Below are 23924 nucleotides of genomic sequence, written 5' to 3' on the forward strand. Positions count from 1 at the left end.
GGCCCCGCCGGCGCATGCGAACCGGTTCGAGGAAGCCGCCGATGAGGTGATCAATCCGATGGTGTGGGGGGCGTTGACGCCGCGGATCGCGGATTTGAATCTGGAGTATTTCGGGTTCATGTGGCCCAACAACGCTGCCGCGGGGGTGCGCTATGGGGCGGCGTTGGAGGGGTTGGGGGCGGCGTTGATGATGCCGTCGACGCCGGCGATCTCGGGGGGATCGATCGCGGCGGTGGCGGTCGCGGCCGCCTCGGTCGCCGAGAGTGCCGCGCTCAGTGGGATGCAGGCCACCGTCGGGATGGTCAGCTCCGGGGTCAGTGCGGTGGCCTCCCCGGCGGCGGCGTTGCCGGCGGCGGCGATGAGCGCGATCAGTTCCTCGGGGTCCTCGGCCACCAGCGTCCCGGCCCAACCGATGGCCCCGGTGCATCAGATGGCGCCGCCGACCCCGGCCCAGTCGATGGCCCCAGCACCGTCCTCGTCGGGGATGTTCGCCCCGTCCCCGAACGCGAACCTGATGACCCCGCCGCCGGTACCACCCACGGCCGCACAGCCGCCGATCGCGCAACTGATGCGCCCGCCGACGCCGATGCCGGCCGCGCCCGGGATCACCAGTTTCACCCCACCGGCCCAACCGTTTTCCCCGCCCCCGCCACCGAGCGCGGGACGCGCCACCGGCCTGGCCCCGGGCATGCTCAACGCCTCAGCACTGCGCGGCCCGGTCTCAGCCATGTCCCTGACCACCACCGCCGCCACCTCCGGGCTGGCCACCACCACCCAACCGCTGGCCTACGTCCCACCCGACATCCCACGACCCATCCCCCCAATGCCGCCCCAACAGCGACCGCTGCCCAACAGCGGCGACCTCGCCCACACCCTCAACCCACCACCCCAACCCCAACAACCGCCACCACACAACCCGCCGCAGCCGTCGGCACCACAGGACGGCCCGCCCGGACCGTCCACAGGTAGCGGCGGCCCTGAGGGTTCCGGCGGCCCCGGCACGCAGATGCCCGGCTACTCACCCGGCCAGGCTCCCCAAGCCCCACCCGCGGCAATACCCCTCGATACCCGCCCACCAGTTCCGCCACCACCGGAGCCGGGCGAGCCGCCGCTACGCCCCCCCACTTCTCCGTCATGGGCGCTGCCCCCGCTACCGAAGTCGGTGGTAGACGCGCAGAACGAATTGAACGACTTGGAACGGTTAATACAGCAGCACAATTCCAACCCGCCCAGCCCGTCCAATCTGCCAGCGGTGCTGGACTACAACGCCGAGGCCGACTACTACAACGCATGGGCAGAACAACTACAGGGCAGACTAGGGTCCTGGAACGTCGAATACACACCCGCCACAACAGCTAATACCCAGGCACCGTCCTGGACACAACCAGCACCACAACAACCGGTGCACCAAGGGCCCAGTTCTCAACCGCAGCCGGGCGGACCTTCAAGTCCCAGTCTCGCCGACCAGGCCAACGAAATTGCCAGAGAGGTCTCGGCTCTCCCGAAGGGCTCCGGGCAGCTTCAAACCTTGGCGGACAAGGTGACTGGCTTGCACCTCAGTCAGGAGCAGGCGGCGGAGGTGATCGACATTGCCGCAAAAGGCGCGTTCGGTGACACGGGGGGAATTGCCAGCCTTCCTGATGGAACAAAGATGGTTCTACCCGCGCGGATAGATCAGGGTGTTGCAATGGTCATACATTCGGATGGGACGGCTACAGTGTTTAAAGGCGACCTTACCCAATTCTTGCGCTACCTTGGTAAATAGATGGATAAGCGATGAATAGAGTCTCGAATACCGCGGTCATGAACCTCGAAATCTACCTACTCATGACGATGAAGCTAAGAATGCGAATGTCGCATAAGGAAGCCCAATTGGAAGCCAAATTGGCTGAACACGGACTATCCGTCGATGACGCGGAGCGTGTACATGTACGGATAGGCGAAGCCCTTGGCGACAAAGCCTCCGGGTTTGAAAGTCTGAAGAATCTTCTAGGCATCGCAGAGTCGGATTCCCCATCACTCGAATACAGCAGCGTATTCTGGCCTGGATTCGAGTTCAAGGCCGTCGCTGGTAAAGACGGGCTCCTAGAGTCGGCGCGGTATTGGCACGCGCGGCACGATTCCTCAAGTGTCGATTGTCCTACTGAACTGCCTATTTGGAGCATGGATGTCAGCGAGTTCACCGAGCGGTTTGGCCCTATGAGGCACGGCCGCCAATGGCCCCTGTTTGACGAACTTCTGCCTGGATACGAGGAGTACGAATTCCCATGGAATGGAGAAAGTTACGGCGCGGGATTCAGCTGGGGACTGTTCATGTTTGCAGCGAAGTCGTGGCCTGAAGATTGAAATATTCGCGAATCGACGGACAAATCGCGCCCAGAAGGTCATTTCTAAAAAGGTTGATCACAGCAGCTATGGCGGCGGTAATCGGCTGCAGTACCGTGATGGCGATACCCGCTTGCAGCCACCCGAACACAGCGGTCCGCCAAAGCGGCAAACCAACACCAGGGATCATCGCACATGCACTAATCGTCAGGGTCGAAGACGTGCGCCGCATCGCCGGAGTAAGCACCCTCGTTGCAGCGCCAGGATCCGACACGCATCAGCCACGACACTTTAGCTCGAACAATCCACCCCCATGCCAGGCGGTATTTGACCAGCAGACCGCTTTCGACGGTAATTGGATCCAATTTGACTCAGAGACCTACAGCGCAAACATCTACAAAGGACAGGGCAAAACTCGGTTGGCGCAATGGCCGACGTCGGCCAGGCGGTGGCCGTCTATCCAGACGAGGCCACAGCCCGCAACGCGTTTGACCGTCTCTTGACCACCTTGAAAGCGTGCCCTCCACTGCACGTGCGGAATTATAACTACACAATCGAGAACACCGATCCCTCCACGGCGGCGTTAAATACAGATGCGTGGGGAGTCATTTATCAAGTAAAGTCCTCAACGCTCATCAACGTCGCCGCGCTAGGTGTCGAACAGCCAGAGCAGACCGCGCGCACCGTCGCTCAGGCAATCGCTGATCGCATCAAATGACGGGTGGCCGCCACACGCGGGATTGCGGCGTTGGTTGAGCACAACACCGAGCATGTGATTATTCGGTGAGCTTCAGCCAGCAGTAAAACCGCTTCTTGCACGGCGGATAAAAAAACGCGGATCCCGTCGCGATCTCCGTTAAGCAGGATCGCCGGGTCACCTATATCCTCGAACGGTTCTACGCGGAAGTTTGGCCATGCTGAGTTCTTCCGACGGTGGGAAATCGCCTAAGGGTGAGGTTACTTTAAGCGACGGTGCCGTCAACTCACGCCGCTATCCGCTCGGCAACCGCCGCATCGAAGCGATCCAGCACCGTCTCGACCACCAGCCGGTGCCCACCGAGCGGCACTGCCATCGGAATGCCTTCCGCCGCAGCGTATTCCAGCACTCGATCCGTTAGCCGCCCGGGTGCCAGAAACCACGGTGCAATCACGACGTGGCGGGCGCCCTTGCGGCGTAACTGATTCACGCCCTCGGCCGGTGACGGTCCGCGGCCGGTGGCGAACCCGGTTGTCGCACAAGCCCATTGAGTGCTCGCGATGAGTTTGTCCGCAACCCGCGCGGTGCGGGCGTTGGCCGCGGCATGCGTCGAGCCGATCGCGACGACCAGTACGCCCAGCTGCGGGTCACGCTTGCTGACGCCTAGTTCGGCCAGCCGCTCGTGCAGCACGGTCACCAACCGGTCGTCCTCGCCGAGCACGTCAGCCTGTCGTGCGGCGACATCGCACTCGGCGATCTGCCGGGGGATGTCGATGCGTGCGTGGTAGGCGTCGGCCAGCAGAAACGGAGTGACCACCGCGCCCGGCGTGAGGACGTCGGGCAGGCGGGGGCTATTCAGGTCGCAGAACGCCACCCGCACCCGAAGGCCGGGCCGCATGAAGCGAATCTGATTCGCCACGGCCCGGGCATTGGTCGCCGACCGCGGATCTGCGCTGCCATGCGCGGTCAGCACGAGGGTCGTCACGACGCGTGCAACCCGCATTCGGTTTTCGACAGCCCCTGCCAGCGCCCGCTTCGCGGGTCGGCGCCCTCGACGGGCTTGGCCGTGCAAGGCGCGCAGCCGATCGACGGATAACCTTCGTAGACAAGCGGATTGACCAGGACATCGTTCTCGTCGATGTAGTCCTGCATCTCGTCGTCGGACCATGCGGCCAACGGGTTGATCTTCACCAGCCCGAAAGCCTCGTCGAAGCTGACCAGCGGCGCGTTGGCGCGGGTCGGTGCCTCCACCCGCCGCAGACCGGTCACCCATGCGGAGTAGCCGCGTAGCGCTTTGGACAGTGGGGCGACCTTGCGTAGCCGGCAGCATTCGCTGGGCTTACGGGCGAACAGGTCTTTGCCCAGCAATTCATCCTGTTCGGCGACGGTGTGCTCGGGCGTGACGTTGAGTACCCGTATGTCGTAGACAGCCTCGACCGCATCGCGGGTGCCGATGGTCTCCACGAAGTGATATCCGGTGTCCAAGAACAGCACTGGCACTCCTGGGCGGACCTTGGCGGCCAGATCGACGAGCACGGCGTCCTGCATGTTGGAGGCCACCACGTAGTTGCAGGTCGCGGTGGACCGGGGTCCGCCGACGCCGCCGAAGTTTTTATCGGTCCAGCGCAGCAAGTCGGTGGCGCTCGCGCCCTCCAACTCGGCGGCGCCTTGCTCGGCCAGTTCTCGTAATTCCGCTTCGGTGCTCATCGCAGGTCCGCCTCGTCGGCACGCGTCGCCCAGTTCGCGAACCGTTCATCGCCGTCGCGTTGCTTGACGAAGTTGCGCACCACGCGGTCGATGTAATCGCCGAGCTCGTCGCTGGTGACCTTGTGCTGTCGGAGTTTTCGCCCAAAGCCGCTGTCGAGCCCCAAGCTGCCACCCAGGTGTACCTGGAATCCTTCGACGGACCCGCCGTGGCCGTCGTCGACCATCTGTCCCTTGAAACCGATATCGGCAATCTGGATACGGGCACACGAGTTGGGGCAGCCGTTGATGTGGACGGTGACCGGCACATCCAGTTGAGCGTTGAGGTCATCGAGCCGGTGCTCCAGCTCGGGAACCAGCGACTGCGAACGCACCCGAGTATCGGCGAACGACAGCTTGCAGAATTCGATACCGGTGCAGGCCATCAGGTTTCGGCGCCAATGCGACGGTCGCGACGGCAGACCCAGCGCGTCCAGACCGGCGATCAGCTCCTCGAGCTTGTCGTCGGGAACGTCGAGAATGATCAGCTTCTGGTACGGGGTGAACCGGACCCGCTGGGAACCGGCGCGCTCGGCCAGGTCGGCGACCGCGGTCAGGATGGTGCCCGACACGCGTCCGGCGATCGGCGCCACCCCGATGGCGTTGAGCCCGTTCTTCAGCCGCTGCACGCCGACGTGATCGACCGGATGCTTGACGGGCTCAGGCGCCGGACCGTCGATGAGTTTGCGTTTGAGGTATTCGGTTTCGAGCACCTCACGGAATTTCTCGATGCCCCAGTCTTTGATGAGGAACTTCATCCGGGCCTTCGCCCGAAGTCGCCGGTAGCCGTAGTCACGGAAGACAGAGGTGACGGCTTCCCAGATTTCGGGGACCTCCTGTTCCGGCACCCACGCCCCAACCCGTTGCGCCAGCATCGGATTGGTGGACAAACCGCCGCCAACCCACAGGTCGAAGCCCGCTCCGTGCTCAGGATGGTGGACACCGATGAACGCGATGTCGTTGATCTCGTGCGCGACGTCCTGCAGACCCGAGACCGCGGTCTTGTACTTGCGCGGCAGGTTGGAGAAGTCCGGGTTGCCGATGTAGCGGCGAACGATCTCGTCGATAGCCCATGTCGGGTCCAGCACCTCGTCGAGCGATTCACCGGCCAGCGGGGAGCCCAGCACCACACGAGGGCAGTCACCGCACGCCTCGGTGGTCTGCAGTCCGACGGCGTCCAAGCGCTGCCAGATCGCGGGCACGTCCTCGATCCGGATCCAGTGGTACTGCACGTTCTGGCGGTCAGAGATGTCGGCGGTGTCCCGAGCGAACTCGACGGAGATCTCTCCGAGTGTGCGCAGCGCCGCGGTGGACAACGCGCCCCCGTCGCACCGCACCCGCATCATGAAGTATTCGGCCTCGAGCAGATCGGCATTCTCGTCGCCGGTGAAGCTGCCGTCGTAACCCTGTTCGCGCTGGGTGTAGAGACCCATCCAGCGGAAGCGGCCGCGCAGGTCGTCCTTGTCGATGCTGTCGAAACCGGCGGTGGAGTAGTGGTTGACGATTCGATCGCGCACGTTGAGTGCGTCGTCGTCCTGCTTGAACTGCTCGTTGGGGTTGAGCGGCTCACGCTCTCCGAGCGCCCACTGGCCTTCGCTGCGGCTCTTGGCGGGGCGGGGGGACGTCATGCGGCAATCTCCTTAAATGGAGGAGCCGGCTGGGACCGCGCGAATCACCGGTGGCTGTCCCGGCGACGCAGATCCGGGAGCCAGCTGAAATACAGGTGGGCGGGGTCTACGAGGTCAAGCCAGACAGCGACAGCTGCAGACACGCTTGAAATCGACGTGCCGACGCGCCACCAACGCGATACGGATCTGGCTGCGGTGGGCGACGGTCACTCGGCCATTGTGCCACGGATGTCGCTGGCCATAACTACCAGGGGGGAATTTCGCTCATAGTGATCGAAAGTACGTACCAAGCCTGGGACATGCCGCAATGGTTTCGCAGACTTCGCTGCCAAAGATGCCGCTGCCGGCCGTCAGCGGACCCCGGCGCTGGAGGTTGGGCCGGTACTCGGGAATATTGAGATGACGTGACGGCATCCTCTGCGCCAGTCGGCCTCCCGGATCTGCAGTTGAGCACCGGCGGGCCGTTCGGTTTATACGTTCACGTGCCGTTCTGCTTCACCCGCTGCGGCTACTGCGACTTCAACACCTACACCCCGGCCGAGCTGGGTGGGGTCAACCCCGATGCATGGCTGCAGAAGCTGGGATCCGAGCTCGAACTGGCGGCTGCTCGGCTGGACGCACCGATGCTGCAAACCGTATTCATCGGTGGCGGGACGCCGTCGTTGCTGGGTGGCGAGCGACTGGCCACCTTGCTGCGGTCGGTGCACGACAACTTCGAGTTGGCCGCCGATGCCGAGGTGACGACCGAGGCCAACCCGGAGTCGGCATGGCCGGATTTTTTCGCCGCCGCCCGCGCGGCCGGCTGCACGAGGGTGTCGCTGGGCATGCAGTCGGTGGCGCCGCATGTGCTCGGCGTTCTCGACCGGATCCACACGCCGAACCGATCGGCAGCGGCGGCCCGCGAGGCGCTGGCCGAAGGGTTCGAACATGTCAGCCTCGATCTCATTTACGGCACTCCGGGGGAGTCCGACGACGACCTATTGCGATCGGTCGACACCGCGATCGACACCGGCGTCGATCATGTGTCCGCCTACGCGCTGGTGGTCGAGGACGGCACCGCGTTGGCCCGCCGGGTCCGCAGCGGCGAATTGGCCGCCCCCGACGACGACGTTCTTGCGCATCGCTACGAGCTGGTGGACGAGCAGCTGTCGGCGGCCGGGTTCGACTGGTACGAGGTGTCGAACTGGAGTCGGCCGGGAGGGGAGTGCCGACACAATTTGGGCTACTGGGACGGCGGACAGTGGTGGGGCGCCGGCCCGGGCGCGCACAGCTTTGTTGATCCGACGCGCTGGTGGAATGTCAAGCATCCCAACGCTTATGCGCAGATCCTGGACGGTGGCGCGCTACCCGTTGCCGGTTTCGAACAGCTGGATGCCACCAGCCGCCACACGGAGGACGTGCTGCTGAAAATACGGCTGCGCCAGGGCCTGCCACTCGAACTGTTGGACGACGCCGAGCGCGAGCGGGCCGGTATCGCTGTCGAGGAGGGCTTGCTCACGCACGACGGCGAGCGCCTGGTGCTTACCAACCGGGGGCGGCTACTCGCCGACGGGATCGTGCGCAACCTGTTGGGTTAGGCCGCGTGTCGAGCGAGCGCGATGCCGATGCTGACTTCGAGGTCGCTGATGGTGATCGCCGGGATACGCGGAGGTGCGCCCGAGCGATACTGTGCACCGGTCGGAGTAACGAATTCCGCTGTGTGACTGCCGCTTTCGTCAACGTCCGTGCTGACCCGCCAGCCGGATGCCTCCTTGGCGTAGTTACAGCGTTCGCATGATCCCAGCCCGTTGCCAACTGCGGTTGGCCCGCCTCTGGCGTGCGGGTTGGCGTGGTCGCGGTGCCGGATCGGCGCGTCGCAGTAGGGCGTTCGACATCGTTGATCGCGCAGCCCGATGAAGCTGGCCAGGCCGCGGGGAAACCGCCGGGCGCGTGACTCCATCGCCACCAGCGCCCCTGACCGGGGGTGGGTGTAGAGCCGGCGCAGTGTCGCGCGTGACCGTGGGTCGGTGACGGCGGCGGACACCAATCCACGGGCAACCGCCGCCGGAATTGGCCCGTACCCGCAGATATCGGCCGGAGTGGTGTCGTCGCTGAGCAACGTGTGGTCGGACAACACCAGGTTGACCGCGATTGGGCTGGCCGCATCGGCCGGCTGACCAGTGACGCGCTCGACGAGAGCATCGGCCATGACCTGGCCGCGGGAGCGGCCGTCGAACGTGGTGTCGGCGGCGCGGCGCAAGGCGGCATATACCGATACGCCCTTGGCCACCGGCAACAGCGCCGTCAGGTATGTCATGGTGTCGGGTGCGGGCCGAATGGTCACCGTCCGCTCGGTTTCGGCTTTGGCGGCCCGGTCGACGACGGCGTGCGGATCGAGCCGGTAAGCGATCGCTTTCGCGGCCGCGGCCACCCGAGCATCGCCCATACCCTCCAAGGCGGACGGATCGCTACATAATTCGGCGTCGAGGGCTCGACGGTCCTCGACGTCCAGACAGGCGCTTTCCCGCACGATGAGCGTCGCTCGCCACTCCGACAGCAGGCCATGCTCCAAAGCGCTCAACGTTTGCGGCATCTCGTGCACCAGAGCCTTGGCAAATCCGAGATGTCGACTGCCGCGGGCTGGTGAATCCCGCCGCGCCAGCGCAACTTCGCTGGCCACCCCGCGACCCCGGCGGGCTACCGGCACCCCTGCCGCGGCTTCGGCAGTCCGACGTGCCGCATCTAACGCGGCTGCCGCCCGGGCTTGGCCGGCGGCCGCGGCGGCCTTGACGCGCTCCAGTTCTGCAATCCGCTCGACCAGCGCTGATTCCTCGAGAGAGGGGTCGATAACAGCCATTTGTTCGAACATGTGTTCGATGATACACGATTCCACTGACGCCTTCCAGTCACGTTGCGTTTGGGAGCGGTCAAGCCGCGACGCCGGTTTGTGGTCGCAGCGTGACTGGTAGGCATTGGTAACCGTGCACGGCGATGCTGTCGTACCACTCCGGCTGGCCGGCCAGGGCGAGGTGTGGGAAGCGGTCGAAAAGCGATTGCAAACCGATCCGCAGTTCCATCCGCGCGAGCGTGGCGCCTAGGCAGACGTGGATACCGGTACCGAACGCGACGTGCTCGCGGGCATTACTGCGAGTCGTATCGAATTCGTTGGGGTGCAGAAAAACCGCGGGATCTCGATTCGCTCCGCAGAAGAGTAGATACACCGGTTGGTTGGGTCGTACCGTCTTCCCGCCGATCTCCGCGCTTTCGCTCGCAATCCGAACGGTCCAGAGAAACGGGCCGGCATATCGGATGAGCTCCTCGATCGCCTGAGGCCACTGGTCAGGATTTGCGCGTAGCCGGGCCAGCTGGTCGGGGTGGTGTAGCAGTGTCACGATGGCATTGCCGAGCATATGAGTGGTCGTGAGGAATCCCGCGCCCAGAAGCAACATCGCGGCCGTCTTGACCTCGAAGTGGGTGAGGCTGTCGTCGCGGATCACCTCTGAGAGGACGCTGTTGTCGCCGCCGCTTCGACGCAGCCGTGCAATGTGCATATCGAGGTAGGCGTCGAGTTGGTCTTGTGCGTGCACCGCGCCGAGGTAGTCGCGCCATGACGGTATGGCGCTGCTCACGAGGCGGGTTCCCGGTCCACTCGTCTGCTGGAGGTACCTGACGTCGTCGTCGGGGATACCGAGCATGGCGGCAATGACGGCGATAGGAATTCGTGAGGTGTATGCGGCGACCAGGTCGGACTCTGATTCGTTTGCAAGGGCGTCGAGTTCACGGTCGGCCACCTCTTGGATCCTTGCGCGCAGACCGTCGATCGCGCGAGGAGTGAAACCGCGCATCACCAAGCGGCGCAACCGGGTGTGTTCGGGCTGATCGACGAAGAGCATCGATGGCGGCTCCAGAGGGTTGAGGATGCCGGGATTTGTTTTCGCGATTACCCATTGAATCGGGCGTAGACGGGAGCGGTCGTGCGGCTTGACTGTCCGGAATCGATTGTCACGCAAAATCTCTCGGACGACGTGCGCGTCGGCGGTGACCCAGCCGGCTCTCGCGAAAGGCGATATTGGTCCGCGGGCGCGAATCTGCTCGGTGAGTGCACAGACGTTCGGGGCTTGGCTGGTGTCGATCAGAAGTTTGGCAACAGGATCACCTCTGCGGGCCAGCAATCTGCACGCTGTCCGCGGGATCCCGTATCCGGTCAGCCAGTGCAGTCGCAGCTGCCACGATCGTTTCATCCGGAGCTCCCTCCAACGATGCTTTCGTCAAAGTAGCGAGGCGTGTCCTGTCAATCAATAACTGCGGATCCTTGCTCGAACGCTGCCGTTTGATGTCAGTCTGACTGCATGACAGAAACCGAAGGGTTTGTCGACCAGGCGGTGGCGGGTCTCGCCGAGCCGCAGCCGATGTACAAGGCGCTGCGCGAGTCCAACCCGGTATTCCGGTCGCCACAGGCGGTCGTGCTCAGCCGGCTGGCCGATATCGAGATGGCGCTCAAGCGCACCGAGTTGTTCTCGTCGAGCATGGAAGCCGTCGATCTTGGCAACATCCGGCCGCTGATTCCGCTGCAGATCGACCCGCCAGAGCATGCCAAATATCGCCGGATCCTTGATCCGCTGTTCACCCCGCGCGAGATGGCCCGGCGTGAACCACGCGTCACCGAGCTGGTGAACGAGATGATCGACCGCTTCGCCGACCGCGGCGAATGCGACTTCCACGAGGAGTTCGCCGTGCCGCTGCCGTGCACGGTGTTTCTGCAGCTGCTAGGTCTGCCGCTGGAAGACCTGGACCAATTCTTGGAGTGGAAGGACGCCGTGATCCGCCCGGAGGGCGCGTCCGGATACGAGCGCCGCCAGGAGACCGCGGCACCGGCGGCGCTACAGATCTACGACTACTTCGAGCGCGCCATCGACGACCACATCGCCGGCCCACGCGACGACGTGCTGTCCGCCCTGATCGCGGCCAGGGTCGCGGGAGAACCTCTGACGCACGACGAGATCCTCGACATCTGCTTCCTGTTCCTGATCGCCGGGCTGGACACGGTGACGGATTCACTCGACTGCTTCTTCGTTTATCTGGCCCGGCACCCTGATCATCGTCACCAGCTTGTCGAGCAACCCGACGTTCTGCCGAGCGCCATCGAGGAGTTATTGCGTTGGGAGACACCGGTTCCCGGCGTCGTGCGAGTAGCCACCGAAGATGTCGAGGTCGGCGGGTGCCCGATCGCCAAGGGCGAGCGGGTAAGCCCACTGTTGGGTGCGGCGAACACCGACCCGGCCGAATTTCCCGATCCGGAACTTGTCGACTTCCGTCGTAACCCGAACCGGCATCGCGCATTTGGCGGCGGCCCGCATCGCTGCCTGGGATCCCACCTGGCCCGGATGGAACTGCGGGTGGCGTTGCGCGAATTCCACCGTCGCATACCCGATTACGAGATCAAGCCCGGCACCGAGTTGACCTATACCGCCGCGCTGCGGTCGGTGGAGTCACTGCCGCTGACGTTCCCGGTCCCCGCCCCATGATTCACGTCGGTGTCGATGCAGATCGCTGCGTCGGTCACGGGCGTTGCTACAGCCTGGCGCCGGAAGTCTTTGACGCCGACGAGGTCGGGCACTCGATCGTGCTGGTCGATAACGTCTCCGGTGACCTCGAGGCCCGGGCCACCGACGCCGAAAAGAATTGCCCCGAGGGTGCGATCAGGTTGACACGCTGACAACGCCCAATCGCGTCAGCCGGTCGGGAACCACGGTGTGATGAGGCGCGAGATCTCGATATACACCGGGATCCCGATTGTGACGTTGTAGGAAAACGTCAGACCCAGCGACGCGGCCAGTGGCAGGGTCGGGCTCGCCTCGGGGATCGCCAGTCGCTGGACTGCGGGTACAGCGATGTATGACGCCGCGCCGCAGAGCACGGCGAACAGGATATAAGTGCCCGGCTCGAACTGGGTATGGATGAGATGAGCGTAGGCATGGGCGACGACGAGCCCGACTGTGGCGAACACGTTGGGTGCCAGCAGACCGAAGGCGATGAAACCGGGCCCCGCGCTCTTCAAGTCCTTCAATCGTCGCGAGGCAGTCATTCCCATCTCGAGCAGGAAGAGGCAAAGCACGCCCTGGAAGGCGGCTACAAAGACATGGTCGTTGTCGTGCACCACCTTTGGTCCCTGCAACCGACTGATCAGGCCGATGATGATGCCACCAAAGAGCAGATAGAGGCCCGGGTTGAGCAAGACCTCTCTGAGCAGCGCGACCGTGCCCACGCGCGTCTTTGTGTCAGCCCCATCGTCGTCGTCGGATTGGTCCGGCCCTTTCAGGGCGCGCTTGGTCTCCTGCGCGAGCCCCAGCTGGCTGGCCGCGCCCGGTCCCACCCTCGCCGGCTGGGTGTAACCGGCCTCGTCCGGCATGTTCCCCCGCGCGTCCATACCTTTCTGCCGTAGCCGCGCTGCGAAATACAACGCCACCAGACAACCGGGCATCTCCATCACGGCCAACATCACCGACATGAAACCGTTGAACGCCATCCCGACAGTCGCAAGGACACCCACACAGGTTGCAAACGTGCCTGCCGAGTCCGACCCGTAATAGCCGGCGACCGTCGCCCGATCGATCCGCCGCATCTTCGTCGTACGGGTCAGGAGCAAGTAGGCGAGAAAACCGATCAGGAAGTTGAGCAGGAACCCGATGACGACGAACCCAAAGATGTTGCCAATGCTCGATACATGGATCGTGGCGAGCTCTTCACCGCCGTGCCAGCCGATGGCCAGCAGTAGGTACATCGTCAGGCCCTGATAGAGCACATAGGGAAACTCGAATTGCACCTTGAGAATCGGGATAAAGAAGCCAAGGTAGAAAAACAACAACAGCGGCTTGAAGAGGTTGTGCCGGAAGTTCTCCCAGAACTCTAGGAGCATCGCAATCTCCCTTGATACGCGCAGCTAGCTCACCGTTCGTGACCGCCGCCGTGGAGGCCTTGAATTCCTTCAGAGCCTAATCATGGTGCGGCGCTGGGTATATGGCAGATCGCACTCAGATGCTGGGAAAGTACTGGGAAAGCGCTGTGAAGGTGAACGGCGTCTTACTTCTTGGCGCCGACGAGTGGCCGCCGGACGACGGGCTCCTTAACACGGTGCGTCACCGACGCCCACGCCGACGGCGAAAAGTGCGTTGTGACTTCTTCGAACCCGTCGATCCGCAAAACGCTGAGCACGCCGGTCTGCTCGTTGATGGTGAGCTTGTCGCCGTCGGCCGCGTGGACCTCTTCTCCGTCAAGGAGTCGAATAACGAACACGATGCTGTCCTCTCGTCTGAGCGCGGCCTCGAACGATCCTACGATCGGATTGCCGCCGTACCAGACCCCATTGTGGGGCGGGGGCGTGAACGGCGCGGAAACGTTGCATGACCATCAGTGCACATAGACCGCCAGGTAAGGGGCCTTCGGCTACCGGAGCTGTCCGCCCGATCATAGGTTAGGCTACATTTACTAAGCGTGACCCAAGTCGGTGTCGACGCCAGTGCGCCAGACGTCGCGTCTCTGCCATTTCCGTTGCCGGCCGACATCGCCCCCGCCGACCTGGCGGCCGAGCTGGTTGCCGCGCTGCCCGAGCGCGACGGCGAGCAATACCTGCTCTACGAGCGCGACGGCCAGTGGATGCTGGCGATCGGCGCGCTGGCCTCGATCGAACTGGATTGCGACGAACTGCGCATCATCCGCGAGGGTGCAACGCAGCGACAGACATGGGCGGGCCGACCGGGGCGGGTGCTCGGCGAGGCTGTCGACCGGCTGTTGCTGGAGACCGATCAGGCCTTCGGCTGGATCGCCTTCGAATTCGGCGCTTATCGCTTCGGACTACAGGAGCGGCTGCCACCGCAGACTCCGTTGGCGCGGGTGTTTTGGCCCCGCACCCGCATCGTCGTCACCGACGCGACGGTCCAGTTGTTCAACGCCGACGATCGCCAGCGCGAAATCGTCAGCCGAGTGCTCGGCGCGGGCCCGACCCCTACCCCCACCGCGTCCGCTGTCGACGTCACAGTGGACACCACGGATTACCGGGCCCGGGTTGGCGCAGCCATCAGCGAGATCGCCGCCGGCCGATATCACAAAGTGATCCTGTCCCGGTGTGTCGATGTGCCCTTCGCGCTGGACTTTCCGTCCACATATCGGCTGGGCCGGCGGCATAACACCCCGGCGCGTTCATTCCTGTTGCAGCTCGGCGGGTTTCGGGCGCTGGGCTACAGCCCCGAACTGGTGGCAGCGGTGCGCGACGATGGCGTGGTGGTCACCGAGCCGCTGGCCGGCACCCGGGCGCTGGGCCTCGGCGCCGCGCGCGACCGCCAGGCCCGCGAGGATCTGGAGTCCGATTCCAAAGAAATCGTCGAACACGCCATGTCGGTGCGCAGTTCGCTACAGGAGATCGAGGAGGTTGCCGAATTCGGTACCTCTGCGGTCGTTGATTTCATGACTGTGCGTGAACGCGGCAGCGTGCAGCATCTCGGTTCGACGGTTACCGGCCGGCTCGACGCGTCGAAAGACCGGATGGACGCGCTGGAGACGTTGTTTCCCGCCGTCACCGCATCCGGCATCCCCAAGGCGGCCGGCGTGGACGCCATCCTGCGTCTCGATGAGAGCCCGCGGGAGTTGTATTCCGGTGCGGTAGTGATGTTTTCGGCTGACGGCGGACTCGATGCCGCGTTGACCTTGCGCACCGTCTACCAACGCGACGGGCGAACCTGGCTGCGCGCCGGGGCCGGCATCATCGCTGCGTCGACTCCTGACCGCGAGTTCGAGGAGACCTGCGAGAAGCTGGCCACGCTGGCGCCACACCTGGTGGCGCGTCGCCCGCTGCGTTAGCCGACGTCGGCGTCCGACGATTGCTCCAAGTATTCGGCCAGGATCTGGCTGACCAACGACTCGATGGTGGATTCGATCGACGAAGCCAGGGTGGCGGTGACGGATGCGACGGCCTGGGTGCGAAAACGGACCAGCATGGTGATCAGCTCCGCGATTTCGGTGTCGGCGGGCAGGGCTTCGCGGGGTTTGATCCGGTCGGCGACGTGTTCGGCTCCGGCGCGCACCAGCATCTCGCTGATCTGGTCGATCAGCGGAACGATGTGCTCGTGCAGGTCGATGAGTTTGTCCAGGTCCATCCCGTAGCCGCGGATCTCGTTGAACGCCTCGATCAATTTCGGCCGCGTGATGGTGGCCTGCGCGTCATCGACGTGAATGATCTGCAGTCCCACCAGGCGATCGAATGCTTTGGCGTCGTTGATCATTCGTTGGGCTTCGCCTAACGGCATGGTCTGAGACTTCTCGGTGGTCCAGGTACCCACGATCGCGGTTTCCAGCCCGAGCACGTCGCCGAGGTCCTTGCCCTCCTCCCAGGCGCTGAGCATCTCCCGGACGTGCGCGATGTTGTAGCCGCGGTCCAGCATCGAGGTGATCAGCCGCAACCGGGTCAGGTGGGTGTCGTTGAACAAGGCGATCCGCCCGACCCGCAACGGCGGCGGTAGCAGCCCACGGTCGCGGTACACCCGGATGTTGCGGGTGGTGGTGCCGGCCAGCCGGGCCAGGTCGTCGATGCGATATTCCCCGGAGCCCAGTGCGCCGTGCGGGTGCCGGACCGCGGCATCGAACAACTGCGTCACCGCGCTTTCGATGACCTCCCGCGACTGTCGCCGAACCCGTTTGGGAGCACGCCGCAGGTTCGCCAAAATGCCGGCGATAGTGCCGGTTTCGGCACGGAGCGGTCGGTCGGGTGCCATCGATCAGGCGGATGATCTGACGCGGCCGACCGCGTGTTCGACGGCGTCGTAGTCGGCGTACTGAAAATCGCGCATCTGCCGAAGATACTGGGTGGCGAACCCCGGGTACATCGACACGTTGTGTCCGTCCTTAGTCAAATACCAACTGCTGCAACCCGACATCCACGTGGTCTTGGTGAGCCGCCGCTGGATGCGTTGGTTGTAGCGACGCTGCACATCCTGGCGAACATCCAGGTAACGCAAGTTGCTGTCCAGGATGGTGGTGATCCCGCGGATGGCGTAGTCGAGTTGGCCTTCGATGTAGATCAGCAGCGAGTTGTGGCCCGGCCCGGAGTTCGGGCCGGTCATCAAGAATAGGTTCGGGTAGCCATGCGCGCTGGCACTCTTGTAAGCCTGTGCACCGTCGGCCCATTCGGCGCTCAGCGAGCGTCCACCCAGGCCGGTGACCGGGAACGGCGGACCGGTCAGGTGCACGTCGTAACCGGTGGCGAACACGATGCAGTCCAGGTGGTGTTCGATCCCGTCGCTGGTGCGCACACCCACCGGGCTCAACGTCGCGATCGGCCAGTCGATCAGCTTGCAGTTATCGCGTTGCAGGGCGGGGTAATAGTCGCTGGAGACCAGCATCCGCTTGCAGCCCGGGGTGAAGTCGGGAGTCAGCTGGCGGCGTAGCCACGGGTCTTTGACCTGCCGGCGCAGGTGCAGACGGCCGAGTCGGGCGACCAGGGAGGTCAACGGAGTGTTCCACACCAGGGCCGTGGCGCTGGCCTCATGCCCCCAATACAACGCCTGGCGCGCGAGTTGTTGAACCGCAGGAGCTTTGGCGAACACCGTTTGCACGGCGGGGGGAGTGGCGATGTCCCACCGGGGCAGCACCCAGCCCGGGGTGCGCTGGAAGACTTTGACGAATTCGGCTTGCTTGACCAACTCGGGGATGATCTGGATCGCGCTGGCACCGGTGCCGATCACCCCGACTCGCTTGCCGGTGAAGTCGTAGTCGTGATCCCACCGGGCGCTGTGGATCTTGTGGCCGCGGTACGAATCGATGCCGCGGATATCGGGGAAGCTGGAGTCAGGTAGCGGCCCGGATGCCAGTACGACGGTGCGGGCCCGAAAACGCTTGCGAGTAGCCGTGGTTGCCGTCCACGCCCCGGCTTGCTCGTCGAAGGACAGGCCGGTGACTTCCTGGCCGAACTGAATACGGCGACGGACGTCGAACCGGGTGGCCAGGTCCTCGATGTGTCTGCGGATTTCGTCCGCCGGTGAGTAGGTCCGCGACCAGGTGGGATTCTTGACGAAGGAAAACGAGTACAACAGCGACGGGATGTCACAGCTGGCACCCGGATAGCTGGTGTCGCGCCAGGTTCCGCCGACCCGGTCGCTGCGCTCCAGGATGACGACGTCCTCGACGCCGGCCTGGGCCAGTTTGATTGCAGCGCCGAGCCCGCTGAAGCCGGCTCCGACGACAAGCGTCGCATAGGTGTGGGTTTTGGCCATGATCACGCCGCCGGCTCGTGGGTGACTTCTCTGACCCACGTAGGTACCGACGGCAGCAGGGGCCGCGGATACCGGTCGGAAAGCCACACCATGGAATTCGCCAGCAGGTGGTACGGGTGGCGCGGATTTGTGACCACCCCGGCGTAGCGCCTCAGGAACCGGTAAGTCGGTACCCGCCTGGTGTGTTCGCCGCGGTCGCCGAGCTCTTTGAATCGTTTCACGGCCCGGTAAAGCCGCTCGGGCTCCATACCCATGGCGGTAATCTCGTTGCGGATCCGGTTGATCAGCGGTGCACCCATGACCGCGCCGATGATGAGACCCGGAGTGGCATTGTGACCGAAGAAGTCGATCAGCAGCCGTCGGATCTTCGCGTGCCCGATCATGTCGAGAACTTCGAAATCGACGACCAAATGCCGTGATTCGTCATTGTTGATCTTCTCGAACGCCTGGTGACAAACGGGGTCGTGCACCTCGTCGAGCAGGAACTTCAACAGGGCACCGTCCAGCGCCACTTCGAGCATCGGGATGACGGTGCCGAGCAGAGAGAGCGGCATGTCGTCGGCCCAGCGGTCCAGCCAGTCGATGGCCAGCCGGATGTTCACGTTCGGCTCGGGAACTTCACCGTCCTCGAGCATGCCCCAGCGCTTCATCAGCGCCAGCTCCGCATTGGCGTGCCGCTGCTCCTCGGCATGGAAGTAGCGATAGATCTCGGCGATGGTCGGTGTGGGTGCCTTCTTGGCCAGCGCCGCAAAGCCTCTGGCGCCGATGTTCTCGATCCAGCACAGGTCGGCCATGAACGACTTGAGCTGCGGCCGCTGTTCGTCGGTGATCGTTTCGGCGCCCGGTGCGGCCCAGTCGATGTCGGCCAGCGCCCACTGACGATCCTTGATCTTGGCCAGCATCGCTTCCATGTCGATACTCATAGCTGCCGCTCCTTCGTTGGATTGGTCTTTGTCAGTGCGGGGCAAACCGGGATAGCAGACCGACCGCGCGCGTGTAGGTGCCCGGCACTAGTCGTTTGATGTTCCAGCCGATCTTGGCTTCGAGTTGCGGCATGCAGTACAGGTGGCCGTTGTCATGGGCATCCAGGCAGACGCGCGCGACCTTGGTCGCGGTGAACCCGGTCCGCCCCATCAGTTGGTTGGCGAGTCGAGTCGCGTCAGCCGAGAGGCGGCCGGACTCGATGATGTTGGTCTTGACGAAGGTGGGGCACAACACGGTGACTTTGACTCCGCTGCCGGATAATTCGGCCGCCAGCGTCTCCGACAGCATCAGCACGCCGGCCTTGCTGACGTTGTAGGCGCCCATGCCGGGCGCCGCGCCGAACGCGGCCGCGGAGGCGACGTTGATGATGCCTCGCGGAACATCCGACGATCCGGCTGACCGGAGAATCGGCGCGAATACGTGGGATCCGTGGATGGGGCCCCACAGGTTGATGCCGAGCACCCACTGCCAATCGTCAAGCGGGAGTTCGCCGATCGGGGCGCCGCCAGACCCGACACCGGCGTTGTTGATCACCAGCGTGGGTGCGGCGCCGAACCACGACTGCGACTGCGTGGCCAACTCTTGAACGTCGTCGAATCGGGTCACGTCGCAGGTGATTGCGATGGCATCGCCGCCGTTGTCGGTGATCGTGCTGACCGTTCTTTTTGCGGCGACCTCGTCGATGTCGCTGCAGACGACCCGGCCGCCGCGGCGGGCCAATTCGACCGCGAACGCCGCGCCGATACCGCTGCCCGCACCGGTCACCACCGCACGCGCGTTGCGGCTTACTTTGGGCGATTTGCCGAACGGTCCGATCATCCTCAGCCTGCCTTTCCGGATATGGACTCAATACCGTTGTCTCGCATCGAGGTGTCGATGAATCGCGCGACCTGCGCCATCGCCTTGACAGCTTCAGGTACCAGCCGGGGCAGTGCCTGGAACACGTGCACTTGGTCCGGCCACACCTGAAGCGTGCAACGGCCGCCGGCGGTGCGGATGTCGGCGGCCAGGTGCCGCGCATCGGCCAACAGCATTTCGGCGCCGCCGGCCTGAATGAGTGTCGGAGGCAGCGCCGGTCCGCCGGCGACGTCGAGCTTCAGGCGTTGGTGCGCGGGATCGATGCCGGTGCTGTACAGCGCGACCAGGCGGGCGGCGTCGCCGGCCCGGATCGCCGGGTCGCGGCGTAAATCCTCACCCGCACGGGCAAGTTCAAGCGTGAGGTCGATTAGCGGCGAGAACAGCACCAGGGCAGCCGGGCCATTGGTGGCGATGGCGGGTTGAAGCAGCAGATCCACCGACAGGTGGCCGCCCGCCGAATCACCGGCGATCACCACGCGTTCGGCTGGCTCGTGACTGGTGAGCCAGTTCCAGCCGGCGCGCACGTCCTCGGCTGCAGTCGGGAAGCGGTGCCGGGGCGCCAGACGATAGTCGACGGCGAACACCGGCAGTCCGGTCAACCGGGACAGCCACGATGTCAGCCGACGGTGCGTTCGCGGCGAGCACAACGCGAAGCCGCTGCCGTGGACGAAGTAGATGGCGCCGGGCCTGGCAGGCACGCCAGGCGCACGCACCCATTCACCGAGAACGCGACGCCCGTCGTGTTGCACGTCGATGTGTTCGATGCGGGTCCCGGCCAGTGAAGGTCCGAAGGCAGCCATGACGCCGGCCACGATTCGTCGCGAGAGCCACAGGCCCCAGCGTTGCTCGGGCGGTAATACCGCGCTGACTTGGCGCAATGTCAGCGTGCTCACCAGCGCCGCGGCGCGCGATCGCAGTGATCCGCGGGCCGGCACAGCGTCCGTCATGCGAATGAGTCAACACAAAATGGTGACATTCGTCAATGGCAACGTTGGTGTGTCGGGATCGCGGAACGAGCGGGGGCGTGGTACCAAACGGAGATTTAAGCCTCTGGAGGAAACGTGGGCGGCCATGGAGAACCTTGTCGACGAAGGACTCACCGGAGCGATAGGGCTCTCCGACATTGACGTCGAAGGTGCCAAGAGGATCATCGACACCGCCAGACTCAAGCCGGCCGTGGTCGAGGCCGAGTCGCATCCGTACCACCCCCAGTCCCGCCCGGCAATTGATCGCTTCATTTGCTCCGGCGCGCCGCCAAGCACCACCGGCGCTGGGCTGTTTTACATATGCGGTGTGATATGTAACATTGCGGGGTATGGCCGCCGTCATACTCGCGCAGCGGGATCTCGCCGGAGCTGGTGATGTCGAAACCTAAGCTGCGGGTCGGCATTATCGGAGCCGGCCCCGGCGGTATCGCGATGGGCATCCAATTAGCCCACGCCGGCTACGATTTCACCATTTTCGAGCGCGGTGACGGGTTCGGTGGAACGTGGCGCAACAACACCTATCCCGGCGCCGCATGCGATGTGCCGTCACACTTTTACTCGTTTTCCTTCGCGCTCAACCCCTACTGGAGCAAGACATACGCGAACCAGCCGGAGATCCTGGCCTACCTGGAGCAGGTCGCACACGATCACCGACTCGGCCAGCACCTGCAAGCCGACACCACCGTGACCGCCGCGCGGTGGTCAGACGCCGACTCGCGATGGACGATCGAGACCGCGCAGGGCAGTCGGCACCAGGTCGATGTTCTTGTCAGCGCCGTCGGCATGCTCGATGTCCCCAATATGCCGGCACTCCCGGGCAGGGAGCATTTTGCCGGCAGAGTCTTCCACTCGTCGCGATGGGATCATTCGAAATCCACCGCAGGAGAACATGTTGCGTCGATCGGAACCGGCGCCAGCGCCGTGCAGTACATCCCTGCCATTGCCGCGGACACCAAGCATCTGACCGTATTCCAGCGCACACCGATATGGGTGGCTCCGCGGTTCGATGACCCGTTCACCAGCGAGCAGCACGAGTTGTTCGCCAGTGATCGCGCCGAAGCGCTCAAGGTCCGGGATGCGGCCTTCCAACAGTACGAGGCGGCCGATTTCGGCGCCGGATCCGACATGACCAAGATGCTGACCGACATGTCGTACAACTACCTGATGAAAAAGGTGCGCGATCCGCAGTTGCGCTCGAAGCTGTTGCCCGACTACCCGGTTGGCTGCAAGCGGCCGCTGCAGTCGAAAACGTGGTTCCCGGTGTTCGACTTACCGAATGTCACGTTGGAGACAGCTGCGATTGTCGCGTTCACCGAACGCGGTCTGCGCACCGCCGACAGCGTGGAGCACCCGGCCGACACCGTGATTTTCGGAACCGGCTTCAGGGCTGCTGATTATCTGAGCAGTCTGGATGTCTACGGCCGCGGCGGCCGACGACTGCACGACGACTGGCGCGACGGTGCGGAGGCGTACTTGGGCACCGTGGTGCCCGGCTATCCGAATCTGTTCACGCTGTACGGACCGAACACCAACGGGATCACCTCGATGATCTACATCCTGGAAGCACAAGCCGAATTCGTGCGGCGACTACTCGATACGATGAGCCGAGAAGCGGTTCGGGCAGTCGAGGTCAAACGCTCCGTGCACGACGCCTTCAACGCCGAGATCCAGCGGGCGTTGGTCGGATCTGTATGGACGGCGAACTGCAACAACTACTTTCGTCATCCCAGCGGCAAAGTGGTCACCCAATTCCCCTACAGCGGAAGCATGTTTGCGCAGCGACTGGCCGCAGTCGACCTGGACGCCTTCGACACCCGTCTCCAACATTCGAAGCTCGAAGCAGAGGCTGGCAGCGCATGACCGGTGTCCACCATACGGCGATCGTGACAACCGATGTCGAACGCGCACTCAGCTTTTGGCGCGCAGGCCTGGGCCTGGCGATCCTCTTCGATCACGTCTTCACCGGTGATTGGCCTACCCTGTTCGGCGCCACAACCGACACCCTGCGGTCAATCTTTCTCGGCGACCCCGACGCGCCAGACGGCGGCATCGTCGAATTGGTGGTGTTCGACAATCCGTCACCTGCCAGTGAGCCGACAGCGGGCCCGGCGCCAGGATTCTTCCTGGTCTCGCTGAACCGCGACATAGAGCCGACGCTTCGTCGGCTGGCCGATCTGGGATTCACCGATGATGTACGGCAGATTGACGTCCCCGCACCGCACGGAAAGCAGGTTCAGATGGCGGTGATCACAGCGCCGGACGGTGTCCGCGTGGAACTGATCGGCCCGGCGCGGTGAGCGCCATCGTCACCGGCGGCGCCTCGGGCATCGGCAGCGCTGTCGCGGGTCGACTACGAAAAGCCGGGCACGACGTCATCACCTGGGATCTGCGCGGCGGCGACATTGCCTGTGACATCAGCGATCCCCACGCCGTGGCCGCTGCGCTGGAGCAGACCCTGGCCACGGTCGGGGCTCCGGATCGTCTGGTGGCCTGTGCCGCCGTTGGTGCCTCCGGGATGTTGATCGCGCAGGATCCCGCCGACTGGAAACGAGTGATCGACGTCAACCTCACCGGAACCTGGCTGACGATGCGGGCGGTAGCGCAGGCGATGATCGACAGCGGCAGCTCCGGATCCATCGTCGCCGTGTCGAGCATCAGCGGCACCGTCGCCGACCGGGACATGGGCGCGTACTGCGTCTCCAAGGCCGGGGTGGACATGCTCGTCCGCGTCGCAGCAAGCGAATGGGGACCGCATCGCATCCGAGTCAACGCGGTGGGGCCGGGCGTCACAAAAACGCCCATGCTGGCTCAAGCTGAGCGGCTGCCCGGATGGGTGGACGGCCTCAGTCAGCGGACAACACTCGGCCGGTTAGGCGAGGCCGACGATGTCGCAGAAGCCATCGTCGCGGTGCTCGAGATGGGCTGGGTCACCGGACAAACCATCCTGGCCGACGGCGGTCTGGCACTGCACAGCCCGATCGATACTTATGGACAGGTTCAGCGACTGCGTAACCAGCGTAGCTAGCGTGCCGGCGGAATGGCCGAACGGGACAGCGCGTTGCTTGGCACATGTCCACCGGAATCATCCTGATGGCCCGCCCCGCAACGTGATTGCCCGAGAAGGCGTTGACAATGTTGTCGACCTGGCCGCGATCGGGACGGAGAAAACCGTTGCACGCCAATTGCGTTGCTACCTGGATGCAGGTGCCACCGACGGGGTGATCAACCCGCTGGAGCGCGACTCGGTCGACCGTGAGGCGCTGTGGAGGTTGGCCGCCGGGCTACGCGGCGCGGAACGCTAGCAGGGCATCTCCGGGAGCCATGCAGGAGGGGGACGCAAGGCCTGCACCTGCCCCGAAGATCGCGGAGCCGGCGGCAATCACTGAGAGGGCGATTGACAAGGCTGACCGCCGCGCCACGGTGCTGCCGGTTACCGAAGGCGAATTGCGGTCGACACTTGCTT

Annotated in this window: 25 protein-coding genes and 1 pseudogene; 12 read left to right on the forward strand and 14 right to left on the reverse strand. The window is 64.2% G+C overall.

Annotated features, from left to right (window positions below; all coding sequences use genetic code 11):
- Positions 1-150: 150 nt before the first annotated feature.
- Both VGG53_RS18705 and VGG53_RS18710 read right to left on the reverse strand, forming a co-directional pair.
- Entirely contained in the window at positions 151-393 is a 243-nt protein-coding gene (locus VGG53_RS18705) for a hypothetical protein (RefSeq protein ID WP_331519581.1), read from the reverse strand.
- 33 nt (positions 394-426) lie between these two features.
- Positions 427-771, reverse strand: coding sequence for a hypothetical protein (locus tag VGG53_RS18710; RefSeq protein WP_331519582.1), 345 nt, complete (start codon positions 769-771; stop codon positions 427-429).
- 481 nt (positions 772-1252) lie between these two features.
- Here VGG53_RS18710 and VGG53_RS18715 point away from each other — a divergent pair, with 481 nt between their 5' ends.
- From VGG53_RS18715 to VGG53_RS18725, 3 genes and pseudogenes are all read left to right on the forward strand, one after another.
- Complete coding sequence (locus VGG53_RS18715) at positions 1253-1765, forward strand: hypothetical protein (protein ID WP_331519583.1); 513 nt, start codon at positions 1253-1255, stop codon at positions 1763-1765.
- A gap of 38 nt (positions 1766-1803) precedes the next feature.
- Positions 1804-2346: a hypothetical protein gene (locus VGG53_RS18720; RefSeq protein ID WP_331519584.1), complete on the forward strand. Its 543-nt coding sequence runs from the start codon at positions 1804-1806 to the stop codon at positions 2344-2346.
- A gap of 403 nt (positions 2347-2749) precedes the next feature.
- Positions 2750-3043 (forward strand): annotated as a pseudogene (locus VGG53_RS18725) (sensor domain-containing protein); the annotation flags it as partial.
- A gap of 265 nt (positions 3044-3308) precedes the next feature.
- Here VGG53_RS18725 and VGG53_RS18730 read toward each other — a convergent pair.
- The 3 genes from VGG53_RS18730 to VGG53_RS18740 are packed head-to-tail and all read right to left on the reverse strand — an operon-like array spanning position 3309 to position 6393.
- The gene (locus tag VGG53_RS18730) at positions 3309-4025 is read right to left on the reverse strand and encodes a sirohydrochlorin chelatase (protein WP_331519586.1); all 717 of its coding nucleotides are present in this window, start codon (positions 4023-4025) and stop codon (positions 3309-3311) included.
- A complete protein-coding gene (locus VGG53_RS18735; protein WP_331519587.1) occupies positions 4004-4729 on the reverse strand; it encodes a phosphoadenylyl-sulfate reductase in 726 nt (241 codons plus the stop codon). Before VGG53_RS18735 ends, VGG53_RS18730 begins: the two co-directional genes overlap by 22 nt.
- Complete coding sequence (locus VGG53_RS18740) at positions 4726-6393, reverse strand: nitrite/sulfite reductase (protein ID WP_331519588.1); 1668 nt, start codon at positions 6391-6393, stop codon at positions 4726-4728. The genes VGG53_RS18735 and VGG53_RS18740 overlap by 4 nt, the downstream gene beginning before the upstream one ends.
- Positions 6394-6797: 404 nt before the next feature.
- On the opposite strand from VGG53_RS18740, the gene hemW reads away from it, so the two are divergent.
- Positions 6798-7970: a radical SAM family heme chaperone HemW gene (gene hemW / locus VGG53_RS18745; RefSeq protein WP_331519589.1), complete on the forward strand. Its 1173-nt coding sequence runs from the start codon at positions 6798-6800 to the stop codon at positions 7968-7970.
- Here the strand turns inward: hemW and VGG53_RS18750 are convergent.
- Together VGG53_RS18750 and VGG53_RS18755 are read right to left on the reverse strand one after the other, a co-directional pair.
- On the reverse strand, positions 7967-9241 hold the full coding sequence (locus VGG53_RS18750) for an HNH endonuclease (protein WP_331519590.1): 1275 nt from the start codon (positions 9239-9241) through the stop codon (positions 7967-7969). The two genes, hemW and VGG53_RS18750, sit on opposite strands and share 4 nt — an antisense overlap.
- Before the next feature lie 58 nt (positions 9242-9299).
- Positions 9300-10613 carry a cytochrome P450 gene (locus VGG53_RS18755; protein WP_331519591.1) on the reverse strand — a complete coding sequence of 438 codons (1314 nt, stop codon included), beginning with the start codon at positions 10611-10613 and terminating at the stop codon, positions 9300-9302.
- Positions 10614-10721: 108 nt separating this feature from the next.
- Between VGG53_RS18755 and VGG53_RS18760 the strand changes: the two genes are divergently transcribed.
- Together VGG53_RS18760 and VGG53_RS18765 are read left to right on the forward strand one after the other, a co-directional pair.
- Positions 10722-11897, forward strand: a complete 1176-nt coding sequence (locus VGG53_RS18760; RefSeq protein WP_331519592.1) for a cytochrome P450 — start codon at positions 10722-10724, stop codon at positions 11895-11897.
- Positions 11894-12088, forward strand: coding sequence for a ferredoxin (locus VGG53_RS18765; RefSeq protein ID WP_331519593.1), 195 nt, complete (start codon positions 11894-11896; stop codon positions 12086-12088). Before VGG53_RS18760 ends, VGG53_RS18765 begins: the two co-directional genes overlap by 4 nt.
- 15 nt (positions 12089-12103) lie before the next feature.
- Here the strand turns inward: VGG53_RS18765 and VGG53_RS18770 are convergent, their stop codons facing one another.
- Both VGG53_RS18770 and VGG53_RS18775 read right to left on the reverse strand, forming a co-directional pair.
- Positions 12104-13288, reverse strand: a complete 1185-nt coding sequence (locus VGG53_RS18770) for a sodium-dependent bicarbonate transport family permease (RefSeq protein ID WP_331519594.1) — start codon at positions 13286-13288, stop codon at positions 12104-12106.
- Between the two features lie 164 nt (positions 13289-13452).
- Positions 13453-13665: a hypothetical protein gene (locus tag VGG53_RS18775; protein WP_331519595.1), complete on the reverse strand. Its 213-nt coding sequence runs from the start codon at positions 13663-13665 to the stop codon at positions 13453-13455.
- 198 nt (positions 13666-13863) lie between these two features.
- Between VGG53_RS18775 and VGG53_RS18780 the strand changes: the two genes are divergently transcribed.
- The gene (locus VGG53_RS18780; RefSeq protein WP_331519596.1) at positions 13864-15225 is read left to right on the forward strand and encodes a salicylate synthase; all 1362 of its coding nucleotides are present in this window, start codon (positions 13864-13866) and stop codon (positions 15223-15225) included.
- On the opposite strand, the gene VGG53_RS18785 is transcribed toward VGG53_RS18780, so the two are convergent.
- From VGG53_RS18785 to VGG53_RS18805, 5 genes are read right to left on the reverse strand one after another with little or no spacing between them, the layout of a single operon-like run.
- Positions 15222-16136, reverse strand: coding sequence for a MerR family transcriptional regulator (locus VGG53_RS18785; RefSeq protein ID WP_331519597.1), 915 nt, complete (start codon positions 16134-16136; stop codon positions 15222-15224). The two genes, VGG53_RS18780 and VGG53_RS18785, sit on opposite strands and share 4 nt — an antisense overlap.
- Before the next feature lie 3 nt (positions 16137-16139).
- Positions 16140-17633 carry an NAD(P)/FAD-dependent oxidoreductase gene (locus tag VGG53_RS18790; protein ID WP_331519598.1) on the reverse strand — a complete coding sequence of 498 codons (1494 nt, stop codon included), beginning with the start codon at positions 17631-17633 and terminating at the stop codon, positions 16140-16142.
- 2 nt (positions 17634-17635) lie between these two features.
- A complete protein-coding gene (locus VGG53_RS18795) occupies positions 17636-18556 on the reverse strand; it encodes a ferritin-like domain-containing protein (protein ID WP_331519599.1) in 921 nt (306 codons plus the stop codon).
- A 31-nt stretch (positions 18557-18587) separates the two neighbouring features.
- A complete protein-coding gene (locus VGG53_RS18800; protein ID WP_331519600.1) occupies positions 18588-19436 on the reverse strand; it encodes an SDR family NAD(P)-dependent oxidoreductase in 849 nt (282 codons plus the stop codon).
- A gap of 2 nt (positions 19437-19438) precedes the next feature.
- The gene (locus tag VGG53_RS18805) at positions 19439-20422 is read right to left on the reverse strand and encodes an alpha/beta hydrolase (protein WP_331519601.1); all 984 of its coding nucleotides are present in this window, start codon (positions 20420-20422) and stop codon (positions 19439-19441) included.
- A gap of 19 nt (positions 20423-20441) precedes the next feature.
- Between VGG53_RS18805 and VGG53_RS24085 the strand changes: the two genes are divergently transcribed.
- The 5 genes from VGG53_RS24085 to VGG53_RS18825 all read left to right on the forward strand — a co-directional run bounded on the left by VGG53_RS24085 (position 20442) and on the right by VGG53_RS18825 (position 23763).
- Complete coding sequence (locus VGG53_RS24085; protein WP_414688999.1) at positions 20442-20837, forward strand: aldo/keto reductase; 396 nt, start codon at positions 20442-20444, stop codon at positions 20835-20837.
- Entirely contained in the window at positions 20837-22321 is a 1485-nt protein-coding gene (locus VGG53_RS18810) for an NAD(P)/FAD-dependent oxidoreductase (RefSeq protein WP_331519602.1), read from the forward strand. The genes VGG53_RS24085 and VGG53_RS18810 overlap by 1 nt, the downstream gene beginning before the upstream one ends.
- Positions 22318-22758, forward strand: a complete 441-nt coding sequence (locus VGG53_RS18815; protein ID WP_331519603.1) for a VOC family protein — start codon at positions 22318-22320, stop codon at positions 22756-22758. Before VGG53_RS18810 ends, VGG53_RS18815 begins: the two co-directional genes overlap by 4 nt.
- Entirely contained in the window at positions 22755-23486 is a 732-nt protein-coding gene (locus tag VGG53_RS18820) for an SDR family oxidoreductase (protein ID WP_331519604.1), read from the forward strand. Before VGG53_RS18815 ends, VGG53_RS18820 begins: the two co-directional genes overlap by 4 nt.
- Positions 23487-23568: 82 nt before the next feature.
- A complete protein-coding gene (locus VGG53_RS18825) occupies positions 23569-23763 on the forward strand; it encodes a hypothetical protein (protein WP_331519605.1) in 195 nt (64 codons plus the stop codon).
- Positions 23764-23924: the final 161 nt, after the last annotated feature.

This window comes from Mycobacterium sp. (genome assembly GCF_036490025.1).
GTDB lineage: Bacteria > Actinomycetota > Actinomycetes > Mycobacteriales > Mycobacteriaceae > Mycobacterium.